At 68.6% G+C, this 25,176-nt stretch carries 27 protein-coding genes; 17 read left to right on the top strand and 10 right to left on the bottom strand.

What is annotated here, in order from left to right; all coding sequences use genetic code 11:
- From ACT6XY_RS11765 to ACT6XY_RS11750, 4 genes are all read left to right on the top strand, one after another.
- Window positions 1-483: allophanate hydrolase-related protein (locus tag ACT6XY_RS11765; protein WP_444748510.1), on the top strand; the 483-nt coding region annotated here is incomplete at its 5' end.
- A gap of 92 nt (window positions 484-575) precedes the next feature.
- Window positions 576-1,529: an ABC transporter substrate-binding protein gene (locus ACT6XY_RS11760; RefSeq protein ID WP_444748509.1), complete on the top strand. Its 954-nt coding sequence runs from the start codon at window positions 576-578 to the stop codon at window positions 1,527-1,529.
- 78 nt (window positions 1,530-1,607) lie between these two features.
- Window positions 1,608-2,459, top strand: a complete 852-nt coding sequence (locus ACT6XY_RS11755) for an ABC transporter permease (protein ID WP_444748508.1) — start codon at window positions 1,608-1,610, stop codon at window positions 2,457-2,459.
- Window positions 2,452-3,231, top strand: a complete 780-nt coding sequence (locus tag ACT6XY_RS11750; RefSeq protein ID WP_444748507.1) for an ABC transporter ATP-binding protein — start codon at window positions 2,452-2,454, stop codon at window positions 3,229-3,231. The genes ACT6XY_RS11755 and ACT6XY_RS11750 overlap by 8 nt, the downstream gene beginning before the upstream one ends.
- Window positions 3,232-3,238: 7 nt before the next feature.
- Here ACT6XY_RS11750 and ACT6XY_RS11745 read toward each other — a convergent pair whose 3' ends face one another.
- Window positions 3,239-3,790 (bottom strand): CAP domain-containing protein, encoded by a 552-nt coding sequence (locus ACT6XY_RS11745; RefSeq protein ID WP_444748506.1) that lies wholly within the window; start codon window positions 3,788-3,790, stop codon window positions 3,239-3,241.
- A 136-nt stretch (window positions 3,791-3,926) separates the two neighbouring features.
- On the opposite strand from ACT6XY_RS11745, the gene ACT6XY_RS11740 reads away from it, so the two are divergent.
- On the top strand, window positions 3,927-4,190 hold the full coding sequence (locus ACT6XY_RS11740; protein ID WP_444748505.1) for a hypothetical protein: 264 nt from the start codon (window positions 3,927-3,929) through the stop codon (window positions 4,188-4,190).
- Window positions 4,191-4,206: 16 nt separating this feature from the next.
- On the opposite strand, the gene ACT6XY_RS11735 is transcribed toward ACT6XY_RS11740, so the two are convergent.
- Both ACT6XY_RS11735 and acnA read right to left on the bottom strand, forming a co-directional pair.
- Window positions 4,207-4,968, bottom strand: a complete 762-nt coding sequence (locus tag ACT6XY_RS11735; protein WP_444748504.1) for a DUF1223 domain-containing protein — start codon at window positions 4,966-4,968, stop codon at window positions 4,207-4,209.
- A 200-nt stretch (window positions 4,969-5,168) separates the two neighbouring features.
- Window positions 5,169-7,889 (bottom strand): aconitate hydratase AcnA, encoded by a 2,721-nt coding sequence (acnA, locus tag ACT6XY_RS11730; RefSeq protein WP_444748503.1) that lies wholly within the window; start codon window positions 7,887-7,889, stop codon window positions 5,169-5,171.
- A 186-nt stretch (window positions 7,890-8,075) separates the two neighbouring features.
- On the opposite strand from acnA, the gene ccmA reads away from it, so the two are divergent.
- The gene (ccmA, locus tag ACT6XY_RS11725) at window positions 8,076-8,678 is read left to right on the top strand and encodes a heme ABC exporter ATP-binding protein CcmA (protein WP_444748511.1); all 603 of its coding nucleotides are present in this window, start codon (window positions 8,076-8,078) and stop codon (window positions 8,676-8,678) included.
- A complete protein-coding gene (ccmB, locus tag ACT6XY_RS11720; protein WP_444748502.1) occupies window positions 8,675-9,346 on the top strand; it encodes a heme exporter protein CcmB in 672 nt (223 codons plus the stop codon). The genes ccmA and ccmB overlap by 4 nt, the downstream gene beginning before the upstream one ends.
- Window positions 9,347-9,351: 5 nt before the next feature.
- On the opposite strand, the gene ACT6XY_RS11715 is transcribed toward ccmB, so the two are convergent.
- On the bottom strand, window positions 9,352-9,960 hold the full coding sequence (locus ACT6XY_RS11715) for a glutathione S-transferase family protein (protein ID WP_444748501.1): 609 nt from the start codon (window positions 9,958-9,960) through the stop codon (window positions 9,352-9,354).
- 158 nt (window positions 9,961-10,118) lie between these two features.
- Between ACT6XY_RS11715 and ACT6XY_RS11710 the strand changes: the two genes are divergently transcribed.
- The 6 genes from ACT6XY_RS11710 to rpmF all read left to right on the top strand — a co-directional run bounded on the left by ACT6XY_RS11710 (window position 10,119) and on the right by rpmF (window position 15,608).
- The gene (locus ACT6XY_RS11710; protein ID WP_444748500.1) at window positions 10,119-10,751 is read left to right on the top strand and encodes a J domain-containing protein; all 633 of its coding nucleotides are present in this window, start codon (window positions 10,119-10,121) and stop codon (window positions 10,749-10,751) included.
- Window positions 10,752-10,906: 155 nt separating this feature from the next.
- Complete coding sequence (gene cobS, locus ACT6XY_RS11705) at window positions 10,907-11,896, top strand: cobaltochelatase subunit CobS (RefSeq protein WP_444748499.1); 990 nt, start codon at window positions 10,907-10,909, stop codon at window positions 11,894-11,896.
- Between the two features lie 17 nt (window positions 11,897-11,913).
- Complete coding sequence (locus tag ACT6XY_RS11700; RefSeq protein WP_444748498.1) at window positions 11,914-12,360, top strand: GNAT family N-acetyltransferase; 447 nt, start codon at window positions 11,914-11,916, stop codon at window positions 12,358-12,360.
- Complete coding sequence (gene cobT, locus ACT6XY_RS11695; RefSeq protein WP_444748497.1) at window positions 12,357-14,258, top strand: cobaltochelatase subunit CobT; 1,902 nt, start codon at window positions 12,357-12,359, stop codon at window positions 14,256-14,258. The genes ACT6XY_RS11700 and cobT overlap by 4 nt, the downstream gene beginning before the upstream one ends.
- Complete coding sequence (locus tag ACT6XY_RS11690; protein ID WP_444748496.1) at window positions 14,258-15,289, top strand: esterase-like activity of phytase family protein; 1,032 nt, start codon at window positions 14,258-14,260, stop codon at window positions 15,287-15,289. The genes cobT and ACT6XY_RS11690 overlap by 1 nt, the downstream gene beginning before the upstream one ends.
- Window positions 15,290-15,416: 127 nt before the next feature.
- On the top strand, window positions 15,417-15,608 hold the full coding sequence (gene rpmF / locus ACT6XY_RS11685) for a 50S ribosomal protein L32 (RefSeq protein ID WP_106750512.1): 192 nt from the start codon (window positions 15,417-15,419) through the stop codon (window positions 15,606-15,608).
- A gap of 60 nt (window positions 15,609-15,668) precedes the next feature.
- Here the strand turns inward: rpmF and ACT6XY_RS11680 are convergent, their stop codons facing one another.
- Window positions 15,669-16,100 (bottom strand): GlcG/HbpS family heme-binding protein, encoded by a 432-nt coding sequence (locus ACT6XY_RS11680; protein ID WP_444748495.1) that lies wholly within the window; start codon window positions 16,098-16,100, stop codon window positions 15,669-15,671.
- Between the two features lie 213 nt (window positions 16,101-16,313).
- Here ACT6XY_RS11680 and ggt point away from each other — a divergent pair, with 213 nt between their 5' ends.
- Window positions 16,314-17,903, top strand: coding sequence for a gamma-glutamyltransferase (gene ggt, locus ACT6XY_RS11675; protein WP_444748494.1), 1,590 nt, complete (start codon window positions 16,314-16,316; stop codon window positions 17,901-17,903).
- A gap of 14 nt (window positions 17,904-17,917) precedes the next feature.
- Here the strand turns inward: ggt and ACT6XY_RS11670 are convergent, their stop codons facing one another.
- Entirely contained in the window at window positions 17,918-18,253 is a 336-nt protein-coding gene (locus tag ACT6XY_RS11670; protein ID WP_444748493.1) for a hypothetical protein, read from the bottom strand.
- 207 nt (window positions 18,254-18,460) lie between these two features.
- Between ACT6XY_RS11670 and ACT6XY_RS11665 the strand changes: the two genes are divergently transcribed.
- The gene (locus ACT6XY_RS11665) at window positions 18,461-20,218 is read left to right on the top strand and encodes an EAL domain-containing protein (protein WP_444748492.1); all 1,758 of its coding nucleotides are present in this window, start codon (window positions 18,461-18,463) and stop codon (window positions 20,216-20,218) included.
- A 12-nt stretch (window positions 20,219-20,230) separates the two neighbouring features.
- Here the strand turns inward: ACT6XY_RS11665 and phaR are convergent, their stop codons facing one another.
- Entirely contained in the window at window positions 20,231-20,833 is a 603-nt protein-coding gene (phaR, locus tag ACT6XY_RS11660; protein ID WP_444748491.1) for a polyhydroxyalkanoate synthesis repressor PhaR, read from the bottom strand.
- A gap of 233 nt (window positions 20,834-21,066) precedes the next feature.
- On the opposite strand from phaR, the gene ACT6XY_RS11655 reads away from it, so the two are divergent.
- Both ACT6XY_RS11655 and phbB read left to right on the top strand, forming a co-directional pair.
- Window positions 21,067-22,242, top strand: a complete 1,176-nt coding sequence (locus ACT6XY_RS11655) for an acetyl-CoA C-acetyltransferase (RefSeq protein WP_444748490.1) — start codon at window positions 21,067-21,069, stop codon at window positions 22,240-22,242.
- Between the two features lie 151 nt (window positions 22,243-22,393).
- A complete protein-coding gene (gene phbB / locus ACT6XY_RS11650; protein ID WP_444748489.1) occupies window positions 22,394-23,119 on the top strand; it encodes an acetoacetyl-CoA reductase in 726 nt (241 codons plus the stop codon).
- 60 nt (window positions 23,120-23,179) lie between these two features.
- Here the strand turns inward: phbB and ACT6XY_RS11645 are convergent, their stop codons facing one another.
- The 3 genes from ACT6XY_RS11645 to argJ form a co-directional block, all read right to left on the bottom strand.
- A complete protein-coding gene (locus tag ACT6XY_RS11645; protein WP_444748488.1) occupies window positions 23,180-23,368 on the bottom strand; it encodes a Flp family type IVb pilin in 189 nt (62 codons plus the stop codon).
- A 14-nt stretch (window positions 23,369-23,382) separates the two neighbouring features.
- Entirely contained in the window at window positions 23,383-23,802 is a 420-nt protein-coding gene (locus ACT6XY_RS11640; RefSeq protein ID WP_444748487.1) for a (deoxy)nucleoside triphosphate pyrophosphohydrolase, read from the bottom strand.
- A gap of 94 nt (window positions 23,803-23,896) precedes the next feature.
- Complete coding sequence (gene argJ / locus ACT6XY_RS11635) at window positions 23,897-25,147, bottom strand: bifunctional glutamate N-acetyltransferase/amino-acid acetyltransferase ArgJ (RefSeq protein ID WP_444748486.1); 1,251 nt, start codon at window positions 25,145-25,147, stop codon at window positions 23,897-23,899.
- Window positions 25,148-25,176: the final 29 nt, after the last annotated feature.

Genomic DNA, 25,176 nt, shown 5'->3' with positions numbered 1-25,176 from the left:
CCACGGCGGCGGCATGAGCACCGCGGGGACGAGAGCGATGCCCACGACCAACAAGAGCCCGGGGAGGGAGCCTTGCAGGACCTGATCGAGATCGTCGTCGTGGGGGCGCACCTCTCCGGCATGCCGCTCAACGGCGAGCTGACCAGCCGCGGCGCCACCTTTCGCAGGGTCGTGCAGACCCAGCCCGACTACAGGCTCTATGCGCTGGCGGGCGGGCCGCCGAAGCGGCCGGGCCTGATCCGCGTCGCGGCGGGAACCGGCGCCGCCATCGCCTGCGAGGTCTGGGCCCTGCCCGCCGCGGGCTTCGGCGCCTTCGTCGACACCATTCCCTCTCCGCTCGGCATCGGCACGCTGAAGCTCGCCGACGGCACCACCCCGAAGGGCTTCCTCGTCGAGCCCGAGGGCCTGGCGGGAGCCGAAGACATCACCGCCCACGGCGGCTGGCGCGCCTATGTCGCTGCGCTCGCCGGACGGGCGGCCTGAGCCGCGCATGACCCCCTCATCCCCCGGCGCGTCGGCGGCGGGGCGGCACAAGCAGACGGGATGAACCCGCACCCTTCCACTGGAGCACTCAGATGATCCTTCGTCGTCACTTCCTCATCGGCGCCGGCCTCGCCGCCGGCACCCTCTCGGCCCCCTCCGTGCTGCGCGCCCAGGAGCGCGTGATCAAGATGGGCGCGCTGCGCCTCATCCACTCCATGCCGCCGCATTTCTACGAGCGCTTCGCGCCGGCCGGCACCAAGATCGAGATCATCACCTTCGACTCACCGACCGACGGCAAGAACGCCGTCGTCACCAAGTCGGTCGACTTCGGCACCTTCGGCATCGCCGCGGCGATCCTGGGGGCGGCCGCCGGCGAGCCGGTGGTGGTGGTCGGCGCCCTGTCCAACAAGGGCATGGGCGTCATCTCCAAGGCCGGCTCCGACGTGAAGACGGTAAAGGACCTCAAGGGCAAGCGCGTCGGCATCTGGCCGGGCTCGACCCAGGAGGTCTTCATCATGGAGCGCCTGCGTATGGAGGGCCTCTCCATCCGCGACATCACCTCGGTGCGCGTGCCCTTCGGCGAGATGCACGCCATGCTGTCGCGCGGTGACATCGACGCCTATGTCGGCGCCGAGCCGGGCCCGGCCCTGTCGATCACCTCGGGCGTCGGCCAACTGGTCGAATATCCCTACGGCACGGCCATGGGCGGGCTCAACATGATCTTCGGCACCCACGAGGAGACGGTTGCGGCGAAGCCGGAGCTGATCACCACCATGCTGAAGATCCACCGCCAGGCGGTCGAGTTCATGAACGCCAACAAGCAGGTGGTGGCCGACACCACCGTGCAGCGGCTCGGCGCCAACCGCGCCGCGGTCGAGCAGGCGCTGGGTGCCAACAACATCGAATACGTCTGGAAGCTGGACGAGACCGTGCAGAAGCAGGCCAGGACCTATGCCGAGCAGATGCTGTCGCTCCGCCAGATCCGCGCCCTGCCGGACTTCGCCAAGTTCCTCAACCCGAAGTTCTCCAACGAGATCTCCGCCTGATCGCGCGGACCGACCCGGCGCCGCCCGCCCCGCCGCGGGCGGCGCCACCCCATTGCGAGCCACGAGAGGACAGCCCCCATGGCGCTGGTTGAGACGGTGCCGCCGCCGGCGGCCGTAATCATCGAGAAGCCCGCCGGCAAGACGCCCTGGGCGCGGGTGAAGCCCTTCGTGCTGGCGATGATCGTACCGGCACTGCTCCTCGCCTTCTGGCAGGTGGCGACCACCCAGCGCTGGACCCGCCTCATCCCGACTCCCTACGAGGTCGGCGAGTACATGATCGACTTCGCCGTCGGCGGCATCTACGACGACGCCTTCTCGGCGACGCTGCTGACCCATCTCCTGGCCTCGATGAGCCGCGTCTATGGCGGCTTCGCCCTCGCGGCGCTGTTCGCCCTGCCGCTCGGCCTGATGATCGGGCGCATCCCGACGGCGCGGATGGTGCTGGACCCCTTCCTGCAGGTGATGCGCCCCATTCCGGTGACCGCCTGGCTGCCGCTCTCGATGATCCTCTTCGGCCTCGGGCCGCGCTCGGCCTTCGCCCTGGTCTGCCTCGGCGCCTTCTATCCCATCCTGCTCAACACGATCTTCGGCGTCCGCTCGGTGGACCCCAAGCTCTTCGAGGCGGCCTCCATGCTCGGCTGCCAGGGCAACGCGCAGTTCTACAAGGTAGTGCTGCCGGCGGCCCTGCCCTCGATCTTCACGGGGCTCCGCCTCGGCCTCGGCCTCGCCTGGTTCGTCATCGTGGTGGGCGAGATGACCGGTGTGCCGCAAGGCCTCGGCGCCGTCATCATGGACGGCCGCACGCTGTCACGCACCGAACTCGTCATCTGCGGCATGATCATCATCGGCATCGCCGGCTACGTCTCCGACCGGATCGTCGTGATGATCGGCAACCGCCTGCTCGCCTGGAGCCCGACCCATCATGGCTGAATCCAAGACGCCGATCATCGAGATCAAGCAGGTATCGAAGGTCTTCAAGCTGCAGGACCAGACGATCAATGCCCTGCACGACGCCAACATCTCCATCCGCAAGGGCGAGTTCGTCTGCCTGATCGGCGCGTCCGGCTGCGGCAAGTCCACGCTGCTGCGCATCATCGCCGGCTTCGAGCAGCCGACGACCGGCGAGGCGCTGATGTGGGGCTCGCCGATCAAGGGGCCGGACCCGACCCGCGGCATGGTCTTCCAGGACTATGCGCTGTTCCCCTGGCTCTCGGTGCGGGACAATATCGGCTTCGGGCCCGCCTCCCGCGGCCTCGCGCGTTCGGTGGTCAAGGAGACGGTCGACAAGTTCATCGACCTCGTCGGCCTCGCCAAGTTCGCCAACGCCTATCCGCACCAGCTCTCGGGCGGCATGAAGCAGCGCGTGGCGATCGCACGCGTGCTCGCCAACGACGCGGAGATCGTGCTGATGGACGAGCCCTTCGGCGCGCTCGACGCCATGACGCGCGAGCGGCTGCAGGACGAGCTCCTCGACATCTGGCAGCGCACGGGCCTGACCGTGGTCTTCGTCACCCACTCCATCGAGGAGGCGATCTTCCTCGCCGACCGCGTGGTGGTGATGACGCCCGGCCCTGGGCGGATCGAGAGCGACAATCCGCTGCTGCTGCAGCGGCCGCGCGACGTGGCCAGCATCGAGTTCAACGACATCCGTCGCGTGATGAGCGCCAAGCTGCACAGCCACCACGGCAAGAAGGCGGCGTGAGCCCGCCTCACGCCGTTGCGGTGGGCTCCGCCAGCACGAGGGCCCAGAAGACGCGGTAGCGTGAGCCCGGCCGGTAGCCGGTGGCGATGCCGAGGCGGGTGACGGCGGGGTTCAGCATGTTGGCGCGGTGGGGCGGCGAATCGCGCCAGCCGGAAAAGGCCTCGGCGAGGGTGAGATAGCCTGCCGAGGTGTTCTCGACCGCCGTGCGGTGGCGATAGCCGGCGGTGGTGAGGCGGGCGGCGACGACGCCGGTGCGCACGCCCACCTGGTCCGCCTGGGTCATGGCGGAGGCCTGGGCCTCGGCCACCGCCATCAGCACAGGATCGACGCTAAGGTTGCCGCGGCCGTTGTTGCGGCGGAAGCCGGAGATCATCTCGGCGGCCATGGCCGCGTCGACGCGGGCGCCGGCCTGCGCGAGGTTGCGGTAGAAGCTCGGCTGGGATGGAGCCGCCACCGGGGGCGCCGAGCAGCCGGCGAGGAGGAGCGAGGCGCCGCCGCCGATGATGAGGGCGCGGCGCGGCAGGAGCACGCCGCTCTCGTTCAGGTCACAGTCAGCCATCGAACCTTTTCCTTGTCACGGACCACCCATGCCCATGGCCTGCATGGATGGGCCATGAATGGTTAAGCAAACTTCTCAACGCTCTCTCAACCTCGACGTGGTTGAGAGAGGTTTGATCAGGAAATCGGACGGAAACATGCCCTGGTACCGTTGTGACGCCCACGGAGAAACCGCCCTCGAGGCCGGCTCGCGATTTGCGGCCATCCGCTTCATCGAGGCCGACGTCGCGGAGACGGCGGCGGCGCAGGCCCGCAAGAGCCTCGGCCGCGAGCTCGTGCGGCGCGGCATCTGCCCGCTGAACGCCGAGAAGATGGTGTCGGTGGATGCCGTCCGGCGCATCGAAGAGGAGGACGTGCCCGGCATCGTCGCCCCCGACATGGTGTGGATGGCGCGGGCCTGAGGGCCGCTCTCCGTCGTCAGTGGATGGCGAGCGCCGGCATCTCGATGAGGGCGGCGCCGTAGATGATGCCCGGCCGGCGCGGGGTTCCCGCCTGCACCACGACGGCGAGGCGCTCGCATTCCGGCGAGACCAGTTCGCGGCGCGAGACGCTGAAGGTGCGCTCGCCCCCCGTCCATTCGCCGAGGATGGCGTGTGACCGCACGACGTTGCGATAGATCACGGTCTGGCCGCGATTCTCGCCGCGGGTGATGTCGACCGGCTGGCGGGAGGCGACGCCGTAGAGGAAGACGGTGGCCGGGCTGTCGGCTCCGGGGCCAGCAACGGCCGGCGGAAGGGTGACGGTGATCGTGTCGCCGCTGATGCGCAGGGTCACCGGCACGGAGAGAACGCCGGGAAGGCCGCGCGTCTGTTCGGTGACGCGCTCGACCGCGGCCCGGTCCGAGCCGATGGCGTGGCCGACGCCGTTGACGATCATCTGGGGCGTGTAGATCTGCCGGTCGCCGCGCATATAGGCATAGGCCTTCTGGCGCTTGCTGTGGATCGGGTGGGCGAGCGTGTCGCGCCAGCCGAGATAGTCCCAGTAGTCGACGGCGAGGGTCAGCGCGACGATATCGGGGCGGTCGGCCATGTCGGCGACGAAGCGGTCGGCCGGCGGGCAGGACGAGCAGCCCTGGCTGGTGAAGAGCTCGATCACGGCGCGGGGACGCTGGAGCGGCGTCGCCTCCGCTCCTCCCCACGCGATCATGGCGCACGCGAGCGCGCCGAACAGCCTGCCCATCACCATCGGATTCCGCCCCGATTTCGGGGACCCATCCGGTCCCGCGAGCGCTGTTTACGCCCGCGGCACCTCTCACCGCCACTCACGGTTGGGTGAAAACCGTGCAAACGACCGTGAGCCCCCCGGATTCACAGCATAACGGCGGCTCAGCGCTTGCCAAGCCGCCGTCGTCGTCATGATACCGCCACTCGATCCCCGCCTCAGGCGGCGAGGTCGCGCAGCACGTATTGCAGAATGCCGCCGTTCTTGAAGTACTCGATCTCGTCCAGCGTATCGATGCGGCAGAGGATCGGCACCTTCTTCACCTTGCCGTCGGCGAAGGTGACCTCGGCGGTCATCTTCTGGCGCGGCTTGACCGTTTCCAGACCCTTGATGGTGACGCTCTCGTCGCCCTTCAGGCCGAGGGAGGTCCAGGTCGTTCCCTCCTCGAAGGTGAAGGGCACGATGCCCATGCCGACGAGGTTGGAGCGGTGGATGCGCTCGAAGGACTGGGCGATGACGGCGCGCACGCCGAGCAGGTTGGTGCCCTTGGCCGCCCAGTCGCGCGACGAGCCGTTGCCGTATTCGACGCCGGCGAAGACGACCAGCGGCACCTTCTCGGCGCGATACTTCATGGCGGCGTCGTAGATCGACATCTCCTCCTTCGAGGGATAGTGGATCGTGTAGCCGCCTTCCTTGCCGTTCGGTCCCATCATAAAGTTGCGGATGCGGATGTTGGCGAAGGTGCCGCGCATCATCACTTCATGGTTGCCGCGGCGCGTGCCGTACTGGTTGAAGTCGGCGACATCCACCTTGTTGTCGATCAGGTACTTGCCCGCCGGGCTGGCGGCCTTGATGGAACCTGCCGGCGAGATGTGGTCTGTGGTGATCTTGTCGCCGAACAGGCCGAGGACGCGGGCGCCCTCGATGTTGCTGATGGCGTTCGGCTTCATGCCCATGCCGACGAAATAGGGCGGGTTCTGCACGTAGGTCGAGCCGTCGTCCCAGGCATAGGTCTGGCCGACCGGCGCCTTCACCTTCGCCCAGTTGGCGTCGCCCTTGAACACGTCGGCATAGCGCTCCTTGAAGAGCTTCTTGGTGACGTTCTTGGCGATGAAGGCGTTGATCTCCTGCGAGGAGGGCCAGATGTCCTTCAGATAGACCGGGTTGCCCTTCTTGTCGGTGCCGAGCGGGTCCTTGGTGAGGTCCAGCGTCACCGAGCCGGCGAGCGCATAGGCGACGACGAGCGGCGGGGAGGCGAGGTAGTTCGCCTGCACGTCGGGGGAGACGCGGCCCTCGAAGTTGCGGTTGCCGGACAGCACGGCCGAGGCGATGAGGCCGGCGTCGTTGATGGCCTTGGAGATTTCCGCCGGCAGCGGGCCGGAATTGCCGATGCAGGTGGTGCAGCCGAAGCCGACCAGGTTGAAGCCGAGCTTGTCGAGGTCCTTCTGCAGGCCCGAATTCGCCAGGTACTCGGCGACGACCTGGCTGCCGGGGGCGAGCGAGGTCTTCACCCAGGGCTTGGTCTTCAGACCCTTGGCCACCGCGTTGCGGGCGAGGAGGCCCGCCGCGAAGAGCACCGCCGGGTTCGAGGTGTTGGTGCAGGAGGTGATGGCGGCGATCGCCACGTCGCCGTGGCCGAGGGTGAAGTCGCGGCCCTCCACCTTGACGCGGCGGCTCATCTCGGCCGCCTTCTTGTAGTCCTTCTCCATCGCATCGGCGAAGCCGGCGCCGACGGCCTCCAGCGCGACGCGGCCCTCGGGACGCTTCGGGCCGGCCATGGAGGGCACGACCGTATCGAGCGCGAGTTCCAGCGTGTCGGTGAAGACCGGATCGGGCGAGGCCTTGGTGCGGAACAGCCCCTGGGCCTTCGAATACTTCTCCACCAGGGCAATGCGCGCCGACTTGCGGCCGGAGGTGGTGAGGTAGTTCAGCGTCTCCTCGTCGACGGGGAAGAAGCCGCAGGTGGCGCCGTATTCGGGGGCCATGTTGGCGATGGTGGCGCGGTCGGCCAGCGTCATGTTGTTGAGGCCGGGGCCGTAGAACTCGACGAACTTGCCGACGACGCCCTTCTTGCGGAGCATCTGGGTGACGGTGAGCACGAGGTCGGTGGCGGTGACGCCCTCCTTCAGGCGGCCCGTCAGCTTGAAGCCGATGACCTCGGGCAGAAGCATGGACTGGGGCTGGCCGAGCATGGCGGCCTCAGCCTCGATGCCGCCGACGCCCCAGCCGAGAACGGCGAGGCCGTTGACCATGGTGGTGTGGCTGTCGGTGCCGACCAGCGTGTCGGGATAGGCGACCTCGTAGGTGACGGTCGTCTTCTTGCCGGCGACCGTCTTCACGGCCTTTTCCTTCTTCGTCCAGACGGTCTGGGCGAGGTACTCGAGGTTCACTTGGTGGCAGATGCCGGTGCCGGGCGGCACGACGGAGAAGTTCTTGAAGGCCTGCTGGCCCCACTTCAGAAAGCGGTAGCGCTCGCCGTTGCGGGCATATTCGAGGTCGACGTTCTTCTTGAAGGCCTTGGGCGAACCGAATTCGTCGACGATGACCGAGTGGTCGATGACGAGGTCGACGGGGACCAGCGGGTTGATCTTCTGGGGATCGCCGCCCAGGGCCTTCATGGCGTCGCGCATGGCGGCGAGGTCGACGACGGCGGGAACGCCGGTGAAATCCTGCATCAGCACGCGGGCGGGGCGGAAGGCGATCTCCTTGCCGGCCTTGCCCTTGTCGTTGATCCAGGCGGCGACGGCCTCGATGTCGGCCTTGGTGACGGACCGGCCGTCCTCGGCGCGCAGCAGGTTCTCGAGCAGCACCTTCATCGAGAAGGGCAGGGCCGAAATACCGGCGAGGCCGTTCTTCTCGGCCTCCTTCAGGCTGTAATAGACGTAGGACTTAGAGCCGACCTTGAGCGTCTTGCGGGCCTTGAAGCTGTCGAGCGACATGTGTCGATGATCCCCTCGTTCTGGAGGCCGACGTCGCGCCCTAAAAACCCTGGGCCCAGAGAAGACGCATGAGACGCGGCGGCCGATCGGCGGCGTTATAGAGGGATTCCAATCAGCCCGCCATATGGTTAGAAGCGCTTATCGCCTCTCGCAGGTCACCCTTTCGTCGCGTAGGAATGCGGCATGATGCGCCTGACCGCCCATGCCCTGACCTGCCAGCGCGGCGGCCGAATCGTCTTCGCCGACCTTAGCTTTTCCGTCGCGGCGGGCGAGGCGGTGCAGGTGACCGGCCCGAACGGGGCGGGAAAGTCGAGCCTCCTGCGGCTCGTCGCGGGGCTGGTGCGCATCGAGGGCGGCCGCCTCGCGCTGGAGGGCGGCGATCCCGAGGCGAGCATCGGCGAGCACTGCCACTATTGCGGCCACCAGGACGCCTTCAAGGGATCGCTGACCGTGGCCGAGAACCTCGCCTTCTGGACCGCCTATCTCGGCGGCGGCGGCGGGAGCCCCGAGGCCGCCATGGAACGGCTCGGCATCGCCCATCTCGCCGCCCTGCCGGCGGGCTATCTCTCCGCGGGCCAACGACGGCGGCTGGCCCTCGCCCGCCTCATCACCGTCGCCCGGCCGATCTGGCTGCTCGACGAGCCGACGGCCGCCCTCGACCTCGCCAGCCAGAAGGTGCTGGCGGGCATCATGGCCGACCATGTCGCCGCCGGCGGGGTCGTCATGGCCGCGACCCATGGGCCGCTCGGCCTGCCGACGCGCGAACTCGCCATCGGACGGGCGGCATGACCGGTCCGCTCGCCGCCATCTTCCGCCGCGACCTGACGCTCGCCATGCGCATCGGCGGCGGTGCCATGGTCGGCGTCGTCTTCTTCCTCGCGGTGGTCACCATCGTGCCCTTCGGGGTGGGGCCGGACATGAACCTGCTCGCCCGCATCGGCCCGGCCATCCTGTGGATCGGGGCGCTGCTGGCGACCCTTCTCGGCCTCGACCGGCTGTTCCAGGCGGATGCCGACGACGGCTCGCTCGATGTCATGATGATGGCGCCGACACCCCTGCCCCTGGTGATCGCCGCCAAGGCCGCTGCCCACTGGCTCGCGACCGGCCTGCCGCTGGTGGCGGCCGCTCCCCTGCTCGGTCTCTTCCTCAACGTGCCGCCGGAGGCGATGGGCGCCGTGGCCCTGACGCTGGCGGCGGGAACGCCGGCGCTGAGCCTCATCGGGGCGGTGGGGGCTGCCCTGTCGGTGGCGCTGCGCCGCGGCGGTCTGCTGATGGCCATCCTGGTGCTGCCGTTGACGATCCCGGTGCTGATCTTCGGCGTGGCGGCGACGAATGCCGCCATCGTCGGCCCGCTGCCCTTCGGCCAGCCCTTCACGATCCTCGTCGCGCTGTCGCTGATGAGCCTGGTGCTCGGACCGATCGCGGCGGCGGCTGCACTGCGATTCGGCCTCGAATAGGACATTCAGGTCTTCGGGGTCGTCTCGGCCCAGGCCGCCGGCATCTCGGCGATGAAGGCATCGAGCCAGGCGACGAGCTTCGGGTAGCTCTTGCGCCAGGTGCCCTCGAAGCGGATGTCCTGGTAGCCGAGGGCGCAGGCCAGCGTGATCGTGCCGACATGGACGGCAAGGGCGGGCGGCGCGGCTTCCAGCGCCGCCATGGCGCGCTCGACCTTGCCGCGCTGGTGGGCGAACCACTTCTCCGAGCGCGCCGCCTCGTCGTGGAACATCACCTCGTAGCGGGTGAGGATGAGCGCATCCATGATGCCGTCGGCGAGGGACTGCAGGGTGAGCGCGGCGATGCGCGCCTTCGGCTCGGCGGGAAGGATTTTGCCGCCCCCGGCCACGATGTCGAGCTGCTCGAGGATGACGCGGCTGTCATAGACGACGGTGCCGTCGGCGAGCACGAGGGCGGGAATCTTGCCGAGCGGGTTGGTCCGGCGGATCGGATCCTCGGCGTTCATCGTATCCGTCGTCACGACGGTCACGCCGGACATCAGCCCGAGGTGGTGCAACGCCAGCTTCACCTTGCGGCCGAACGGGGAAAGAGCGGAAGAGTGCAGGGTCATGGACATGACGGCGGTTCCCGAACGGCAAGTGGCGTTGAGCGCCGAGCCTTCGCAGCGCCGCGCGCCGCGGTCAAGGGCGGCGGGCGAGGGTCCCCCGCCCGGCCTCTCGCCTTGCCGCGGCAGGTCCGCATCCCCATAATCGGCCATCTGCTTCGCTGGATCCCATGAAGATCGACTCGCCCTATTTCGACCGTATCCGGGTCAAGCCCGAGGACGACCGGCGCGCCCGCGCCCGGCCCGGGATGCGCGTCTGCGGCTTCAAGGGCTGCCCCTGCGAGGCGACGCACCGTGCGCCGGTGGGCCGCGACCGCGAGGGCGAGTTCGTCTGGTTCTGCCTCGACCACGTCAAGGAATACAACGCCAGCTACAACTACTTCGCCGGCATGAACGACGCGGCGGTGGCGGCCTATCAGAAGGACGCGCTGACCGGCCACCGGCCGACCTGGAGCATGGGCGTCAACTCCTGGACGAAGAGCGGGCGGCGCGAGGAGCCCAAGCCGCATTTCGACCCGCGCAAGGCGGCCGACCCCTTCGGCATGTTCGACGGCGCCGACTGGCGGCAGGCCAGCGAGCGGCCCGCCGAGCCGGAAGGGCGGATGATCCGCAACGCCGAGCGCAAGGCCCTCGACGCCCTCAATCTCGACATCCATGCCACCGCCGCCGAGATCAAGGCGCGGTTCAAGGAGCTCGCCAAGCGCCTGCATCCGGACGCCAACGGTGGCGACCGCTCGCGCGAGGACAAGCTGCGCGAGATCATCCAGGCCTACAACTATCTGAAATCCGTCGGCTTCTGCTGACCTGACCACGGTCGGCGCCATGATGCGACGCATCAGAATTTCGAATGGCATTCCCGCGAAGGGCACCCTTCCGGGCTTTGGATGCGATCTGGTAAGGTCGCCGCCATCATGAGGATTTGGCTCGCTGCGCCGAACGCGGCATCGGAGGTTCTTTCGTGACAGTGCAGACTGACAATGTGTCCGGGCTCCCGGATACGACCCTTTCCGTGCGCCAGACGTTCGGCATCGATTCGGACATGGTGGCTCCCGCCTATTCGCAGGGCGGCGACCACGTGCCGGACCTCGACCCCGACTACCTGTTCGACAAGCCGACCACGCTGGCGATCCTGGCGGGCTTCGCGCACAACCGCCGCGTCATGGTCTCGGGCTATCACGGCACCGGCAAGTCGACCCATATCGAGCAGGTCGCCGCCCGCCTCAACTGGCCCTGCATCCGCGTCAACCTCGACAGTCACGTCAGCCGCATCGATCTCGTCGGCAAGGACGCGATCGTGCTGAAGGACGGCAAGCAGATCACCGAATTCCGCGACGGCATCCTGCCCTGGGCCTACCAGCACAACGTCGCGCTCTGCTTCGACGAGTACGACGCCGGCCGCCCGGACGTGATGTTCGTCATCCAGCGCGTGCTGGAAAGCTCGGGACGCCTCACGCTGCTCGACCAGAGCCGCGTCATCCGTCCCCATCCCGCCTTCCGCCTCTTCGCCACGGCGAACACGGTCGGCCTCGGCGACACGACGGGCCTCTATCACGGCACGCAGCAGATCAACCAGGCGCAGATGGACCGCTGGTCCATCGTCACCACGCTGAACTACCTGCCGCACGACAACGAGGTCGGCATCATCCTCGCCAAGGCGAAGAACTTCGCCAAGACCGCCGAGGGCCGCGACCAGGTCAACAAGATGGTGCGCGTGGCGGACCTCACCCGCAACGCCTTCATGAACGGCGACCTTTCCACCGTCATGAGCCCGCGCACCGTGCTGACCTGGGCCGAGAATGCCGACATCTTCAAGGATATCGGCTTCGCCTTCCGCCTCACCTTCCTGAACAAGTGCGACGAGCTGGAGCGGACCCTGGTCGCCGAGTTCTACCAGCGCTGCTTCGGCCAGGAGCTGCCGGAAAGCGCCGTCAACGTGGCGCTGAGCTGAGGATCTGCGGGGAAGCGATGGCTGGCCGGACGCAACCTCCGAAGGCCGGCTTTCGCATCGCCGAGGACAGCCGCGTCGCCGAGACGGCGCGGGCCGTGGTCAAAGGCCTCGTCGCCTACAACACGGCGAAGGCCGGACCGACGAAGTGGAAGCGCTTCGCCGTTTCGGTGCGCGACGAGGCCGGCACCGTCAAGGGCGGCATCGTCGGCCACACGCTGTGGGACTGGTGCTTCATCGAGCTCCTTTGGCTCGACGAGGCGCTGCGCGGCACCGGCGTCGGCACGGACCTGATGGCGCGGGCCGAGGCGGTGGCGGCGAAGCGTGGCGCACGCCATGTCTATCTCGACACGTTCTCGTTCCAGGGCGACGGCTTCTACCAGAAGCTGGGATATGAGGTTTTCGGCGAGCTCGGCGATTTTCCGCCCGGCCATCGCCGCATCTGGCTGAAAAAGGACCTTTCGTGAGCTCCAATTCCAAGGCCAAGCCGAACACCAAGGAGAGCCCGACCGAGCCGTTCAAGCGCTCGGTGGCCTCTTGCATGCGCGCCATCGCCCGCCGCGACCTCGAGGTCACCTATGCCGCCGACAAGCCGGGGCTGGTCGGCGACAAGGCGCGCCTGCCAGAGCCGCCGCGCAAGCTGTCGCCGAAGGACGCCGCCATCGTGCGCGGCCACGGCGATGCCATGGCGCTGAAGCTCGCCGTGCACAATTCCAAGGTCCACCGGTCGATGATCCCCGAGGGACAGGCCGCCCGCGCCGTCTTCGAGGCGGTGGAGAACGCCCGCATCGAGGCGATCGGCTCCAACCGCATGACCGGCGTCGCGCAGAACCTGACCGCGCGGCTGGAGGACCACTACCACCGCATGGGTAAATACGAGGAGATCACCGACAAGGCCGATGCGCCGCTGGAGGATGCCCTCGCCCTCATGGTGCGCGAGAAGCTCACGGGACAGGCGGCGCCGGCGCAGGCGGCGAAGATCGTCGACCTGTGGCGCGACACGATCGAGAGCAAGGCCGGCAAGAACCTCGAGGCGCTGGTCGGGCTCGAGAACAACCAGCGCGCCTTCGGCAAGGCGGTGCGCGAACTCCTCACCTCGCTCGACATGGGCGACGAGCAGGGCCGCTCCGACGAGGACAACGACGACGACAGCTCCGACAGCCAGGAGCAGGAAACGCCTGAATCCGGCGAGAGCCCGGACAGCCAGGACGAGGAATCCTCCGAAGGCATGCAGATGGAGGATGCCGAGGAGATGGCCGACGAGTCGCCGGAAGGCGCCCAGGAGGCCTCCGACGCCGAGACCGCCGAGCTGCCCGACGAGAACGACCTCGGGGATTCCGAGGATGCCAGCGAGCCGTGGCGGCCGAAGAGCCAGAACGCCGAGCGCAAGGGGCCTGAATACAAGCCCTTCACGCCGAAATTCGACGAGATCATCGACGCGCCGGACCTCTGCGACGCCGAGGAACTCGACCGTCTCCGGGCCTATCTCGACAAGCAGCTGTCCAATCTGGGGCCCGTCGTTTCGCGTCTCGCCAACCGGCTGCAGCGCCGCCTGATGGCGCAGCAGAACCGCTCGTGGAACTTCGACCTGGAGGAGGGCATCCTCGATCCGGCCCGCCTGCCGCGCGTCATCATGGACCCGATGGCGGCGCTGTCCTTCAAGCAGGAGAGCGACACGAACTTCCGCGACACGGTGGTGACGCTGCTGCTCGACAATTCCGGCTCCATGCGCGGCCGTCCCATCACGGTGGCGGCGACCTGCGCCGACATTCTCGCCCGGACGCTGGAGCGCTGCGGCGTGAAGGTCGAGATCCTCGGCTTCACGACGCGCGCCTGGAAGGGCGGGCAGTCGCGCGAGCACTGGCTGCAGAACGGCAAGCCGGCCAATCCCGGCCGCCTCAATGACCTGCGCCACATCATCTACAAGGCGGCGGATGCCCCCTGGCGGCGCGCCCGCAAGAATCTCGGCCTGATGATGCGCGAGGGTCTCCTCAAGGAGAACATCGACGGTGAGGCGCTGGACTGGGCGCACAAGCGGCTGCTTGCCCGCTCCGAGCAGCGCAAGATCCTGATGATGATCTCCGACGGCGCGCCGGTGGACGATTCCACCCTGTCGGTGAACCCGGGCAACTACCTGGAGCGCCACCTGCGCTGGATCATCGAGGAGATCGAGACCCGCTCGCCGGTGGAGCTCATCGCCATCGGCATCGGCCACGACGTGACGCGCTACTATCGCCGCGCCGTGACCATCGTGGACGCCGAGGAACTGGGCGGCGCCATGACCGAGAAGCTCGCCGAGCTCTTCGACGAACATGCGAGCGAAGCGGCGGCCGGTGGCTCTGCCCCCCGGCGGCGGGTCGCCTGATGCCCCATCCGACGCGGCGCGGGGTCCTGGCGCTGGCCGGAGGCCTCGCGGCGCTGCCGGTGCTGGCGACCGGCGCAGACGCTCGCGGGCCCGTGCCGCGGGCGCCGGTGGACATCGACATCCGCTCCTTCCCCATCAACGCCTTCACGCCGCGCGAGGCGGAGAAGCAGCAGTTCGGCGCCTTCGCCTTCCGCGGCGGCCTGGAGCTGCAGTCCGACTACCGCGGCTTCGGCGGACTGTCGTCGCTGCGCACCGACGCGACGGGCCAGCGCCTCACCGCCCTGTCCGACCAGGGGCAGTGGCTCACCGCGAGCATCGACCTGGAAGGGGGGCGGCTCTCCGGCCTGTCGAAGGCGCGCATGGCCGCGGTGCTCGGCCCCGGCGGCCGGCCCCTCGCCCAATCGGGCAACTGGGATACGGAGAGCCTGTGGATCGAGGGCGGCACGGCTTATATCGGCGTCGAGCGTACCCACCGCATCTTCCGCTTCGACACGTTCGGCCGCGAGGGCGTGCTCGCCCGTGGCGTGCCGAGCCCGGTGCCGATGGGCGAGACCCGCCTGCCGTCGAACAGGGGCATCGAGGCGCTGGGCGTGCTGCCGCGCCCCTCGCCGCTCGCCGGCACGCTCCTCGCCCTGTCGGAGAGCGCGTTGAGCCCAGCCGGCGACATCCGCGGGTTCCTCATCGGCCAGGGGCCGTCGCGCGACATCTTCGTCAAGCGCACCAACGATTTCGACATCACCGACCTCGCCTTCCTGCCCGGCGGCGACATGCTGCTGCTGGAGCGCTGGTTCTCGGCCTGGCGAGGGGTCGCCTTCCGCGTGCGGCGCATCGACCTTGCCTCGATCAGGGCAGGGGCGACGCTCGACGGACCCATCGTGCTCTCGGCCGACATGTCCTCGCAGATCGACAACATGGAGGGCATCGCCGTGCACCGGAACGGCGAGGGGGAGACCATCGTCACCCTGGTGTCGGACAACAATTTCTCGTTCCTGCAGCGCACGCTGCTGCTGCAGTTCGCCTATCGGGGCTAGGCGCCGATTCACAAAACTCGGCGCGGCCTCTGGCAAGCCCCGCCGAAAGCGTGTATAGGCCCGCGTCTCACGATTTCGCCGTTCGCCCGGGGGGCTTCCTCCTGCGGCCCCGCCAGAAGAGAGTTCCATGGCCGTTCCGAGAAGAAAGACGTCGCCCTCGCGTCGCGGCATGCGCCGCTCGCATGATGCCCTCGTGGCCCCGACCTATGTCGAGGACAAGGACTCCGGCAACCTGCGCCGCCCGCACCACGTCGACCTGAAGACCGGCATGTATCGCGGCAAGCAGATCCTGAAGCCGAAGACGACGACCAACGACTGATCGCGTCATCGCATCGTGATTGAAAAAGGCCGGTCGCAGGACCGGCCTTTTTCCGTTGGATCAGGCGCCCGTATCGGCCTTGAGCCCGACGGCGGCGATGCCGGCGAGGGCGCAGACCTCGTCGTTATCGGACGTATCGCCGGAAATGCCGACGGCACCGAGGATGGCGCCGGCCGCGTCGCGGATCAGCACGCCGCCGGGAACCGGCGTCAGCCGGTCCTTGGTCAGGCCGCCGAGGGCACCGATGAAGTGCGGGCGCTCCTTGGCCATGCGCTCCAGCGCCCGGCCGCCGACGCCCACCGCCACGCAGCCGAAGGCCTTGCCATGGGCAATGTCGGCGCGCAGCGGAGCGTTTCCGTCCTCGACGAGGGTCAGGCGCACGGCGCCGCGGGCGTCGACGATGACCACGCCGAGGGGCTTCATACCCTTCTCGCGGCCGGTGGCGAGCGCCGCATCGGCGAGGGTTCGGCAGGTGTCGAGGGTCAGGCTCATCGTCGGCTCCGGGGACAGGGGTGTCGGCAATCGTAGGGCCGCCCGGAGGGGACGCGCTTGCAAGGAGCCCTGCGCCCCGTGCACAAGCCGGACCCACCCGCATCGTGGCGGGCGGCCGCCCACTTGTGTTATTCTTAAAACAAGAATGCGGCCGCAAGCCGGTGATGCCAGCTTTTCAGTCCCGGCGAAAGTCCGGGCGAGGGAGGATGCCCCGTGACCTACCAGACCCGTGACTTCCACAATCCCGGACGCTCCCCCGCCTACGCCACGGAGGCCATGGCTGCGACCTCGCATCCGCTGGCCACCGCCGCCGCCATCGACATCCTGAAGGCGGGCGGCACGGCCGCCGACGCGGCGATCGCGGCGGTGGGCGTCATGGCCGTGGTCGAACCGCACATGACGGGCATCGGCGGCGACTGCTTCACGCTGATCTCCAAGCCAGGCAAGCCGATCTGGGGCTACAACGGCTCGGGCCGCGCGCCGAAGGCCGCGACGGCGGCGGCGCTCAAGTCCCAGGGTCTCACCTCGGTGCCGACAGACTCGGTCCATGCCGTTACCGTGCCCGGCGCCATCGAGGCCTGGGAGACGATCCTCAAGACCCACGGCCGCTTCGACCTCGGACGGGTTCTGCAGGCCGCCATCGGCTACGCGAAGAACGGCTGGCCGGTGACGCCGCGCGTCGCCTTCGACTGGCCGGGCGACGCCGCCGCCCTCGCCAAGGACGCGGGCGCCTCGCGCCACTACCTGCTCAACGGCCGCGCCCCCACCGCCGGCGAGCGCATGACCAGCGCGGCGCTCGGCGCCACCCTCGAGGAGATCGCCGCCAAGGGCGCCAAGGGCTTCTACGAGGGCCGGGTGGCCGAGGACATCGTCGCCACGCTCAAGGCCAAGGGCGGGCTGATGAGCCTGGAAGACCTCGCCTCCCACCGCGGCACGGTGGAGACGCCGGTCATCGGCGACTACAAGGGCACCGGCGTCGCCGAGCTGCCGCCGAACGGCCAGGGCATCACCGCCCTCATCATCCTCAACATCCTCGAGCAGTTCGACGTGAAGGGCATGGACCCGACCTCGCCGGAGCGGCTCCACATCGGCATCGAGGCGGCGCGCCTCGCCTATTCGCTGCGCGACAGCCACATCGCCGACCCTGCGCACATGAAGGTGACGGTCGAGCAGCTCATTTCCAAGGACTTCGCGAAGACCCTCGCGGGCATGATCGATCCGGGCAAGCGCACGCCCCGCCTCATCCCGCCGCCGCCGGGCACCAACACGATCTACTGCTCAGTCGTCGATCGCGACCGCATGGCGGTGTCCTTCATCAACTCGATCTTCCACCATTTCGGCTCGAAGATCTGCACGCCGGAGACCGGCATCCTGCTGCAGAACCGCGGCTCGAGCTTCAACCTCGACGAGGCCCACCCGAACTGCATCGGGCCGGGCAAGCGGCCGATGCACACGATCATCCCGGCGATGATGCTGGAGAAGGGCGAGGTCACCTGCTCGTTCGGCGTGATGGGCGGCAGCTACCAGTCGTCCGGTCATGCCCACGTGGTCTGCAACACCGTCGACTACGGCATGGACCCGCAGGCGGCGATCGATTCCCCGCGCGCCTTCTTCGAGGGCGAGAAGACCACGGTGGAGCCGACCTGGCCGGCCGCGACCATCGAGAAGGTGCGGGCCATGGGCCACGACGTCGACGTGACGGTGAAGCCGATCGGCGGCGGGCAGATGATCCGCATCGACCGCTCCGGCTTCCTGGTCGGCGGCTCGGACGCGCGCAAGGACGGCCTGGCGCTCGGCTACTGAGGGCCGGCGCCCCCTCAGACGTCGCGGCGGAGCAGAGAACCGCTGGCGGTCGGCTGCGAGGCGGGATCGGCGGCCTGATAGCGGGCGTCCACCTCCTGGCGGTCGCCGCGGCGGCGACGGCGCACGGGGGCAAGACGCTCGGCCAGAAGCTGGGCGACGAAGGTGGCGGCGGGGCGGGTGCGGATGGCCCGCTCCGTTTCGATCCGCTCCGGACGGGTCGGGACGGGCAGCGACGACAGCGCCTCGTAGAAGCTGCCCGCGGCGGTGCGACGGCCGGCGCCGGCGCGATCGTCGTCCCGGCGACGCCAGCGCGGCGGCTGTGAAGACCCTGCTGGATGGACCATGGTCATGTCCCGCTCCGTAACGCCTGACCGGCCTTCGGGGGCCGGCGGGAATGAGGGAGCAACGCCCGTGCCGGCGCCTGCGTTCCGGATCGGGACAAGTTGAGACACTACTGGAACAGGCAGGCGCATGACGTTACGTCAAAAACGTGCGCCGGGGGCCGCCCCCAAAAGATTTCCTTCATTGTTTTGCGGCCTAGTGGTGCCAACGAAGACATGACGGGCGGACGCGTGGTGGATCGGGACGACAGCACGAGCGCAGGTCAGAACGGAACCGGCAGCAAGGCCCCGTCGGCCGCGGCCGACATCCTGAGCTCGGTGGGCACGGCCACCTATGAATGGGCCATTCCCTCGGACCGGCTGACCTGGAGCGAGAATGCCGGCGGGGTGCTCGGAATCGATGCGCGCCACCTCGCCACCGGGCGTGCCTATGCCCAGATGCTGGCGAAGGAATCGCCGGCCGGGCGCTACGAGGCCATCGTCAACTCGCCGCACATCGACCGCGGTGACGGCGTCGCCTACGCCATCGAATACGCGATCCGGGGCAGCGAGGGCGTCACCCACTGGGTGGAGGATTCCGGCCGCTGGTTCGCATCCTCGGACGGGCGGCCGCTGCGCGCCCACGGCGCGGTGCGCGTCATCACGGAGAGCTACGAGACGCGACGCCGGCTGATCGAGGCGAGCGAGATCGACCCGATGACGGGCCAGCTCTCGCGCCACCGCTTCTGCGAGGTGCTGGAGAGCGCCCTCGAGGATGCCATCAAGGTGCGCGGTTCGATCGGGCTCCTCGTCGCGGCGGTCGACAACCTCGCCCACGTCAACGAGGCCTACGGCTTCGACATCGCCGACGAGATCATCGCGGCGGTGGGTAAGCGCATCCGCACCCGGCTGCGCGGTGGCGACCTGCTGGGGCGCCTGTCGGGCAACAAGTTCGGCATGCTGATCCGCAACTGCCAGCCCGAGGACATGGAGATCGCCGCCGAGCGCATCCTCAACGCGGTGCGCGACGACGTTTTCCTCACCCGCGCCGGGCCGGTCGCCATCACGGTCACCATCGGCGGGATCATCGCCCCGCGCCACGCCGACACCCTCGCGGCCCTGCTGGGACGGTCGCAGGAGGCCCTCGACGGCATCAAGGCGCGCCGGCGCGGCGCGTTCCAGATCTACGCGCCGAGCCTGGAGCGCGAGCGCGCCCGGCAGGAGAACCTGAAGACCACAGACGAGATCGTCTCGGCGCTCAACGAGCGGCGGATCGGCTTCGCCTTCCAGCCCATCGTGACGGCGGGCCCGGAGCGGCGGCCGGCCTATTACGAGTGCCTGCTGCGCATCCGCCGCGCCGACGGCACGCTGCTGCCGGCGAGCGCCATCGTGCCGCTGGCGGAGAAGCTCGGCCTCGTCCGGCTCGTCGACGCCCGCGTGCTCGAACTGACCATGGCCGAACTGATCGCCGCGCCGGACCTCAAGCTCTCGGTCAACGTGTCGCCGGCCACCACCATGGACATGAGCTGGCTGCGGGCGCTGGAGGCCTGGCACCGGACCCATCCCGGCGCCGTCGAGCGGCTGATGGTGGAAATCACCGAGACCTCGGCCATCGCCGACGTGGAGGACACCCGCCGCTTCGTGGCACGGGTCCAGGCGCTCGGCTGCCGGGTGGCCATCGACGACTTCGGCGCCGGCCACACCTCGTTCCGCAACCTGCGCAAGCTCGGGATCAATTGCGTGAAGATCGACGGCGCCTTCGTCGCGAGCTTTCACTCCAACCCGGACGACCGTCATTTCGTCCAGGCGCTGCTCGACCTCGCCCGGCACATGAACCTGACGACCATCGCCGAATGGGTCCCGAGCGAGGAGGTCGCCGTCATGCTGGCCGACCTCGGCTGCAACTACCTGCAGGGCGACCATACGGGCCCGGCGAGCGACGCCAGGCCCTGGCTGGAGACCACGACCGCCGCGCCGCGCGCGCTGAGCGCCTGACGCGGCCGGACGCTATTTCCGCGACAGGCTCTCGATCTTCTTCTGCATGGCCGAGAGCTGGTTCTTCAGCTCGTCCAGCTCGCCGGCGGCAGGAGCCGCGGCGGGAGCTGCCGCCGCCTCGGCAGCGGGCTTCGCCTCGCCACCACCCGCCTCGTCGTCGCGACGGGCGAAGGGCGTGAACATGGTGAAGGCCTTCTCGAACAGGTCCATGTTGCGGCGGATGTGCTGCTCGAAGGGCGCGACCAGCGGATTGACGCCGATGGCGGTGGAGAGCTGCTGGCGCAGCCGGTCCTGCTCCTTGGAGAGCGTGTCGATGGACAGCTCCAGGTAGCGCGGCACGAGGAGCTGCATGCTGTCGCCGTAGAAGCGGATGAGCTGGCGCAGGAAGGACACCGGCAGAAGGTTCTGCCCGTCCTTGTTCTCCTGCTCGAAGATGATCTGGGTCAGCACGGAGCGGGTGATGTCGTCACCCGACTTCGCGTCGTAGACGAGGAAGTCCTCGCCCGCCTTGACCATGGAGGCGAGGTCCTCGAGCGTCACGTAGGTCGAGGTGCCCGTATTGTAGAGACGCCGGTTCGCGTACTTCTTGATCGTGACCGGATCATTCTTAGCCATCGTTCCCCCTGGACCTGCCCGCGGCGCCCTTCCCCCGAAAGCGCCATGAGACCGTCACGATAGGGTGTTTTTGCAGGCGCTGCCACGGTTTTGTGCAGCGCGGCTCCATGCGCCGCGAGAACGCCCGGCTCATTGGCAATTTGGCGCGGTTGACAGTCAGCGCGTGCCATAGACAAGGTCACGGCGAAGGTCGCCACCGTCGCGGCAGGCGCCAGCAAGCCCAGGAGGTTTTCATGTCCGAGGACGTCGTCATCGTCGGCGCGGCCCGTACGGCCGTCGGCTCGTTCAACGGAGCCCTGTCGTCCCTGCCCGCCCACGAGCTGGGCGCGGTCGCCATCAAGGCGGCGCTCGAGCGCGCCAACGTGAAGCCGGAGGAGGTCGACGAGGTGGTGTTCGGCCAGATCCTCACGGCGGGCGAGGGCCAGAACGCCGCCCGGCAGGCGGCGATGAAGGCCGGCATCCCCGCCGAGAAGACCGCATGGGCGCTGAACCAGCTCTGCGGCTCGGGCCTCCGGACGGTTGCGGTCGGCATGCAGCAGATCGCCAACGGCGACGCCAGCATCATCGTCGCCGGCGGCCAGGAGAGCATGTCGATGGCCCCGCACGTGGCGCACCTGCGCAACGGCACGAAGATGGGCTCCATGGAGATGGTCGACACCATGCTCAAGGACGGCCTCATCGACGCCTTCCACGGCTATCACATGGGCATCACCGCCGAGAACGTCGCCGAGAAGTGGCAGATCACCAAGGACGAGCAGGACCAGTTCGCCGTCGCATCGCAGAACAAGGCGGAAGCGGCGAGGAAGGCGGGCCGGTTCAAGGACGAGATCGTCCCGGTGACGATCAGCACGCGCAAGGGCGACATCGTCGTCGACACGGACGAATACATCCGCGACGGCGCCAACATCGACGCCATGGGCAAGCTGCGCCCGGCCTTCAAGAAGGACGGCACGGTGACCGCCGGCAACGCCTCGGGCATCAACGACGGCGCCGCCGCCATCGTGCTGATGACGCGCTCGGAGGCCGAGAAGCGCGGCCTGAAGCCGCTCGCCACCATCCGCTCCTGGGCGACCGCCGGCGTCGACCCCGCCATCATGGGCACGGGCCCGATCCCCGCCTCGCGCAAGGCGCTGGAAAAGGCCGGCTGGACCGTGAAGGACCTCGACCTGATCGAGGCCAACGAGGCCTTCGCCGCCCAGGCGATCGCCGTGAACAAGGACATGGGCTGGGATACCGACAAGGTGAACGTCAACGGCGGCGCGATCGCCATCGGCCACCCGATCGGCGCCTCGGGTGCCCGCGTGCTCGTCACGCTGCTGCACGAAATGGCCCGCCGCGACGCCAAGAAGGGCCTCGCCACGCTCTGCATCGGCGGCGGCATGGGCGTCGCCATGTGCATCGAGCGCTGAGCAGGGCGCACCACGATCTTCGCCGGAGGCACCACGCGCCTCCGGCAGGTTCTTCATCTTCCCCCCGATGAAGTGATGCTACAACCCGTCCGACAAAGGCCGGGATCAACGAATCGTCTATCCAAGGGAACGCCAGCGAGGGAGTTCATTCATGGCGAGAGTGGCATTGGTCACGGGAGGCACCCGAGGCATCGGGGCGGCCATCTCGCGGGCCCTTAAGGACGCCGGCTACACGGTCGCGGCCAATTATGCGGGCAACGACGAGGCCGCGGCGAAGTTCAAGGCCGAGACCGGGATCCCGGTCTACAAATGGTCGGTGGCGGATCACGAGGCCTGCGCCGCCGGCATCAAGCAGGTGGAGGCCGATCTCGGCCCCGTGGATGTGCTGGTGAACAATGCCGGCATCACCCGCGACGGCATGTTCCACAAGATGACGATCGCGCAGTGGCGCGAGGTGATCGACACCAACCTGACCGGCGTCTTCAACATGACCCATCCGGTGTGGAACGGCATGCGTGAGCGCAAGTTCGGCCGCGTCATCACCATCTCCTCCATCAACGGCCAGAAGGGCCAGGCGGGGCAGGTGAACTATTCGGCCGCGAAAGCCGGCGACATCGGCTTCACCAAGGCGCTCGCCCAGGAAGGGGCGCGGGCCGGCATCACGGTAAACGCCATCTGCCCGGGCTATATCGGCACGGAAATGGTGGCGGCGATCGATCCGGAGGTGCTGAAGACGCGCATCCTGCCGCAGATTCCGGTGGGGCGGCTCGGCGAGCCGGAGGAGATCGCCCGGGCGGTTGTCTTCCTCGCCTCGGACCAGGGCGGGTTCATCACCGGCTCGACGCTGACGATCAACGGCGGCCAGTACGTCGCCTGACCGCCGGGCTGGACGACATCGCATCGTCGCGGCCCGCCGCGGCGATGCAGCCGTCGGTCGTTACTGCCAGGCGCCGACGAGCTTGGCGAAGAACGTGTTCTGGACCGTGTCGCCGAGGGCGTAGACGGCGAGAATGACGGCGCCGGCGATGCTGCTGGCGATCAGCGAATACTCGATGGACGTCGCTCCGGCCTCATCGGAGCCGAAGCGCCCCGCCAGGCGGGTCATCTGCCGAAACCTGCGCGCCATCCTGGCGTCTCCTCTCAGTCACGCGCCTCGCCGAGTAGCTCGGTGAGGAAGGGGATCAGGGGCTCGTCGGCCGCCGGCATGGCATAGTCCCTCAGCCGGCCCGGTTTCACCCATGCAAGCCTCTGACCCTCGAGGCTCTGGACGTTCCCCTCCCACCTCCGGCAGACCCACAGCGGCATGAACAGCTGGAAGGTCTCGTAGGCGTGGCTGGCGAAGGTCAGCGGCGCGAGGCAGGGCTCCCCGACACGGATCCCGAGCTCCTCGCGCAGCTCGCGGATCAGCGTCTCCTCCGGCCTCTCGCCCGGCTCGACCTTGCCGCCGGGGAATTCCCAAAGACCCGCCAGAGGCTTGCCGGCCGGCCGCTCCGCCAGGAGGACCCGGTTGTCCGGATCGACCAGAGCGCAGGCGGCGACGAAGACCAACCTCAAGGTCATTGCGGTACCTGTTCTAGCCGACAGAAGTTAATGTTTGCGGTGGACGATAGGCGAGTGACGGACTTCGCGCAGGGAAAGACGGTGGAATTCCCGCTCAGGAACGGTAGTCGCCGTTGATGGCGACATAGTCCTTGGTCAGGTCACAGGTCATGACGCGCGCCGTGCCGCGGCCAAGGCCGAGATCGGCGGTGACGGTGATCACGTCCTCCTTCATCACGGCGCTGGCCGCCGCCTCGTCATAGGCGGGATCGCGCTCGCCCTCGTGGGCGACGCGGATGTCGCCGAAGGAGATCGACAGGCGGTCCCGCTCCGCCGGCTCGCCCGCCTTGCCCACCGCCATCACGACGCGGCCCCAGTTGGCGTCCTCGCCGGCGATGGCGGTCTTCACCAGGGGCGAGTCGGCGATCGACTTTGCGACCCGGAAGGCCGAGGCGTTGGAGACGGCGCCCTTGACCACGACATGGACCAGCTTGCGCGCGCCCTCGCCGTCGCGGGCGACCTGCTCGGCAAGGTCGGCAAGGACGGCCTGCAGCGCCTTGCGGAAGCCGGCGAGGCGACGGTCGCCCGCTTCCGCGATGCGCGGCGCGCCCTTCGCCTCGGCGGCGCCGGTGGCGAAGAGCATGAGCGTGTCGGAGGTGGAGGTGTCGCTGTCGACCGTCACGGTGTTGAAGGTGGTCTTCACGCCCTTCGACAGCAGCGCCTGGAGGGCGGGCGCCTCGATCGGCGCGTCGGTGAAGACGAAGGAGAGCATGGTCGCCATGTCGGGCGCGATCATGCCGGCGCCCTTGGCCATGCCGTTGATGGTGACGGTGACGCCGCCGAGGCTCGCGGTGGCGGTGGCCACCTTCGGGAAGGTGTCGGTGGTCATGATCGCCTTGGCGGCGTCGAGCCAGCCCTCGGCCTTGCCGGCGGCAAAGGTCCTGTCGAGGACCGCGTCGTATTTCGTCGCGTCGAGTGGCTCGCCGATGACGCCGGTGGAGGCGAGAAAGACCTCCGATTCCCGGCATCCCGCCGCCTTGGCGGCGATCTTCGCCGTCAGCGCCACGGCCTCGCGGCCCTTCCTGCCGGTGAAGGCGTTGGCGTTGCCGGAATTGACCACGAGAGCGCGGGCACGGCCGCCGGCGAGGTTGGCGCGGCACCAGTCGACCGGCGCCGACGGGCATTTCGAGCGGGTGAAGACGCCGGCAACCGTCGTCCCCGCAGCGAGGCCGACGGCGAGGACGTCGGTACGGCCCTTGTAGCGGATGCCGGCCTCCGCGGTGGCGAGGGTCACCCCGGGAATGGGCGGCAGGCTCGGCACCGTCTTCGGGGCCAGGGGGGAGACGGGAGGCACGAACTTCGCCATGGGATCCTCTGACTGCCGCTGGAGGTTCA

The organism is Phreatobacter sp. (genome assembly GCF_052440005.1).
Lineage (GTDB): Bacteria > Pseudomonadota > Alphaproteobacteria > Rhizobiales > Phreatobacteraceae > Phreatobacter.
The sequence above is the reverse complement of the archived record's forward strand: the minus strand, read 5'-3'. Positions and strand labels throughout refer to the sequence as shown.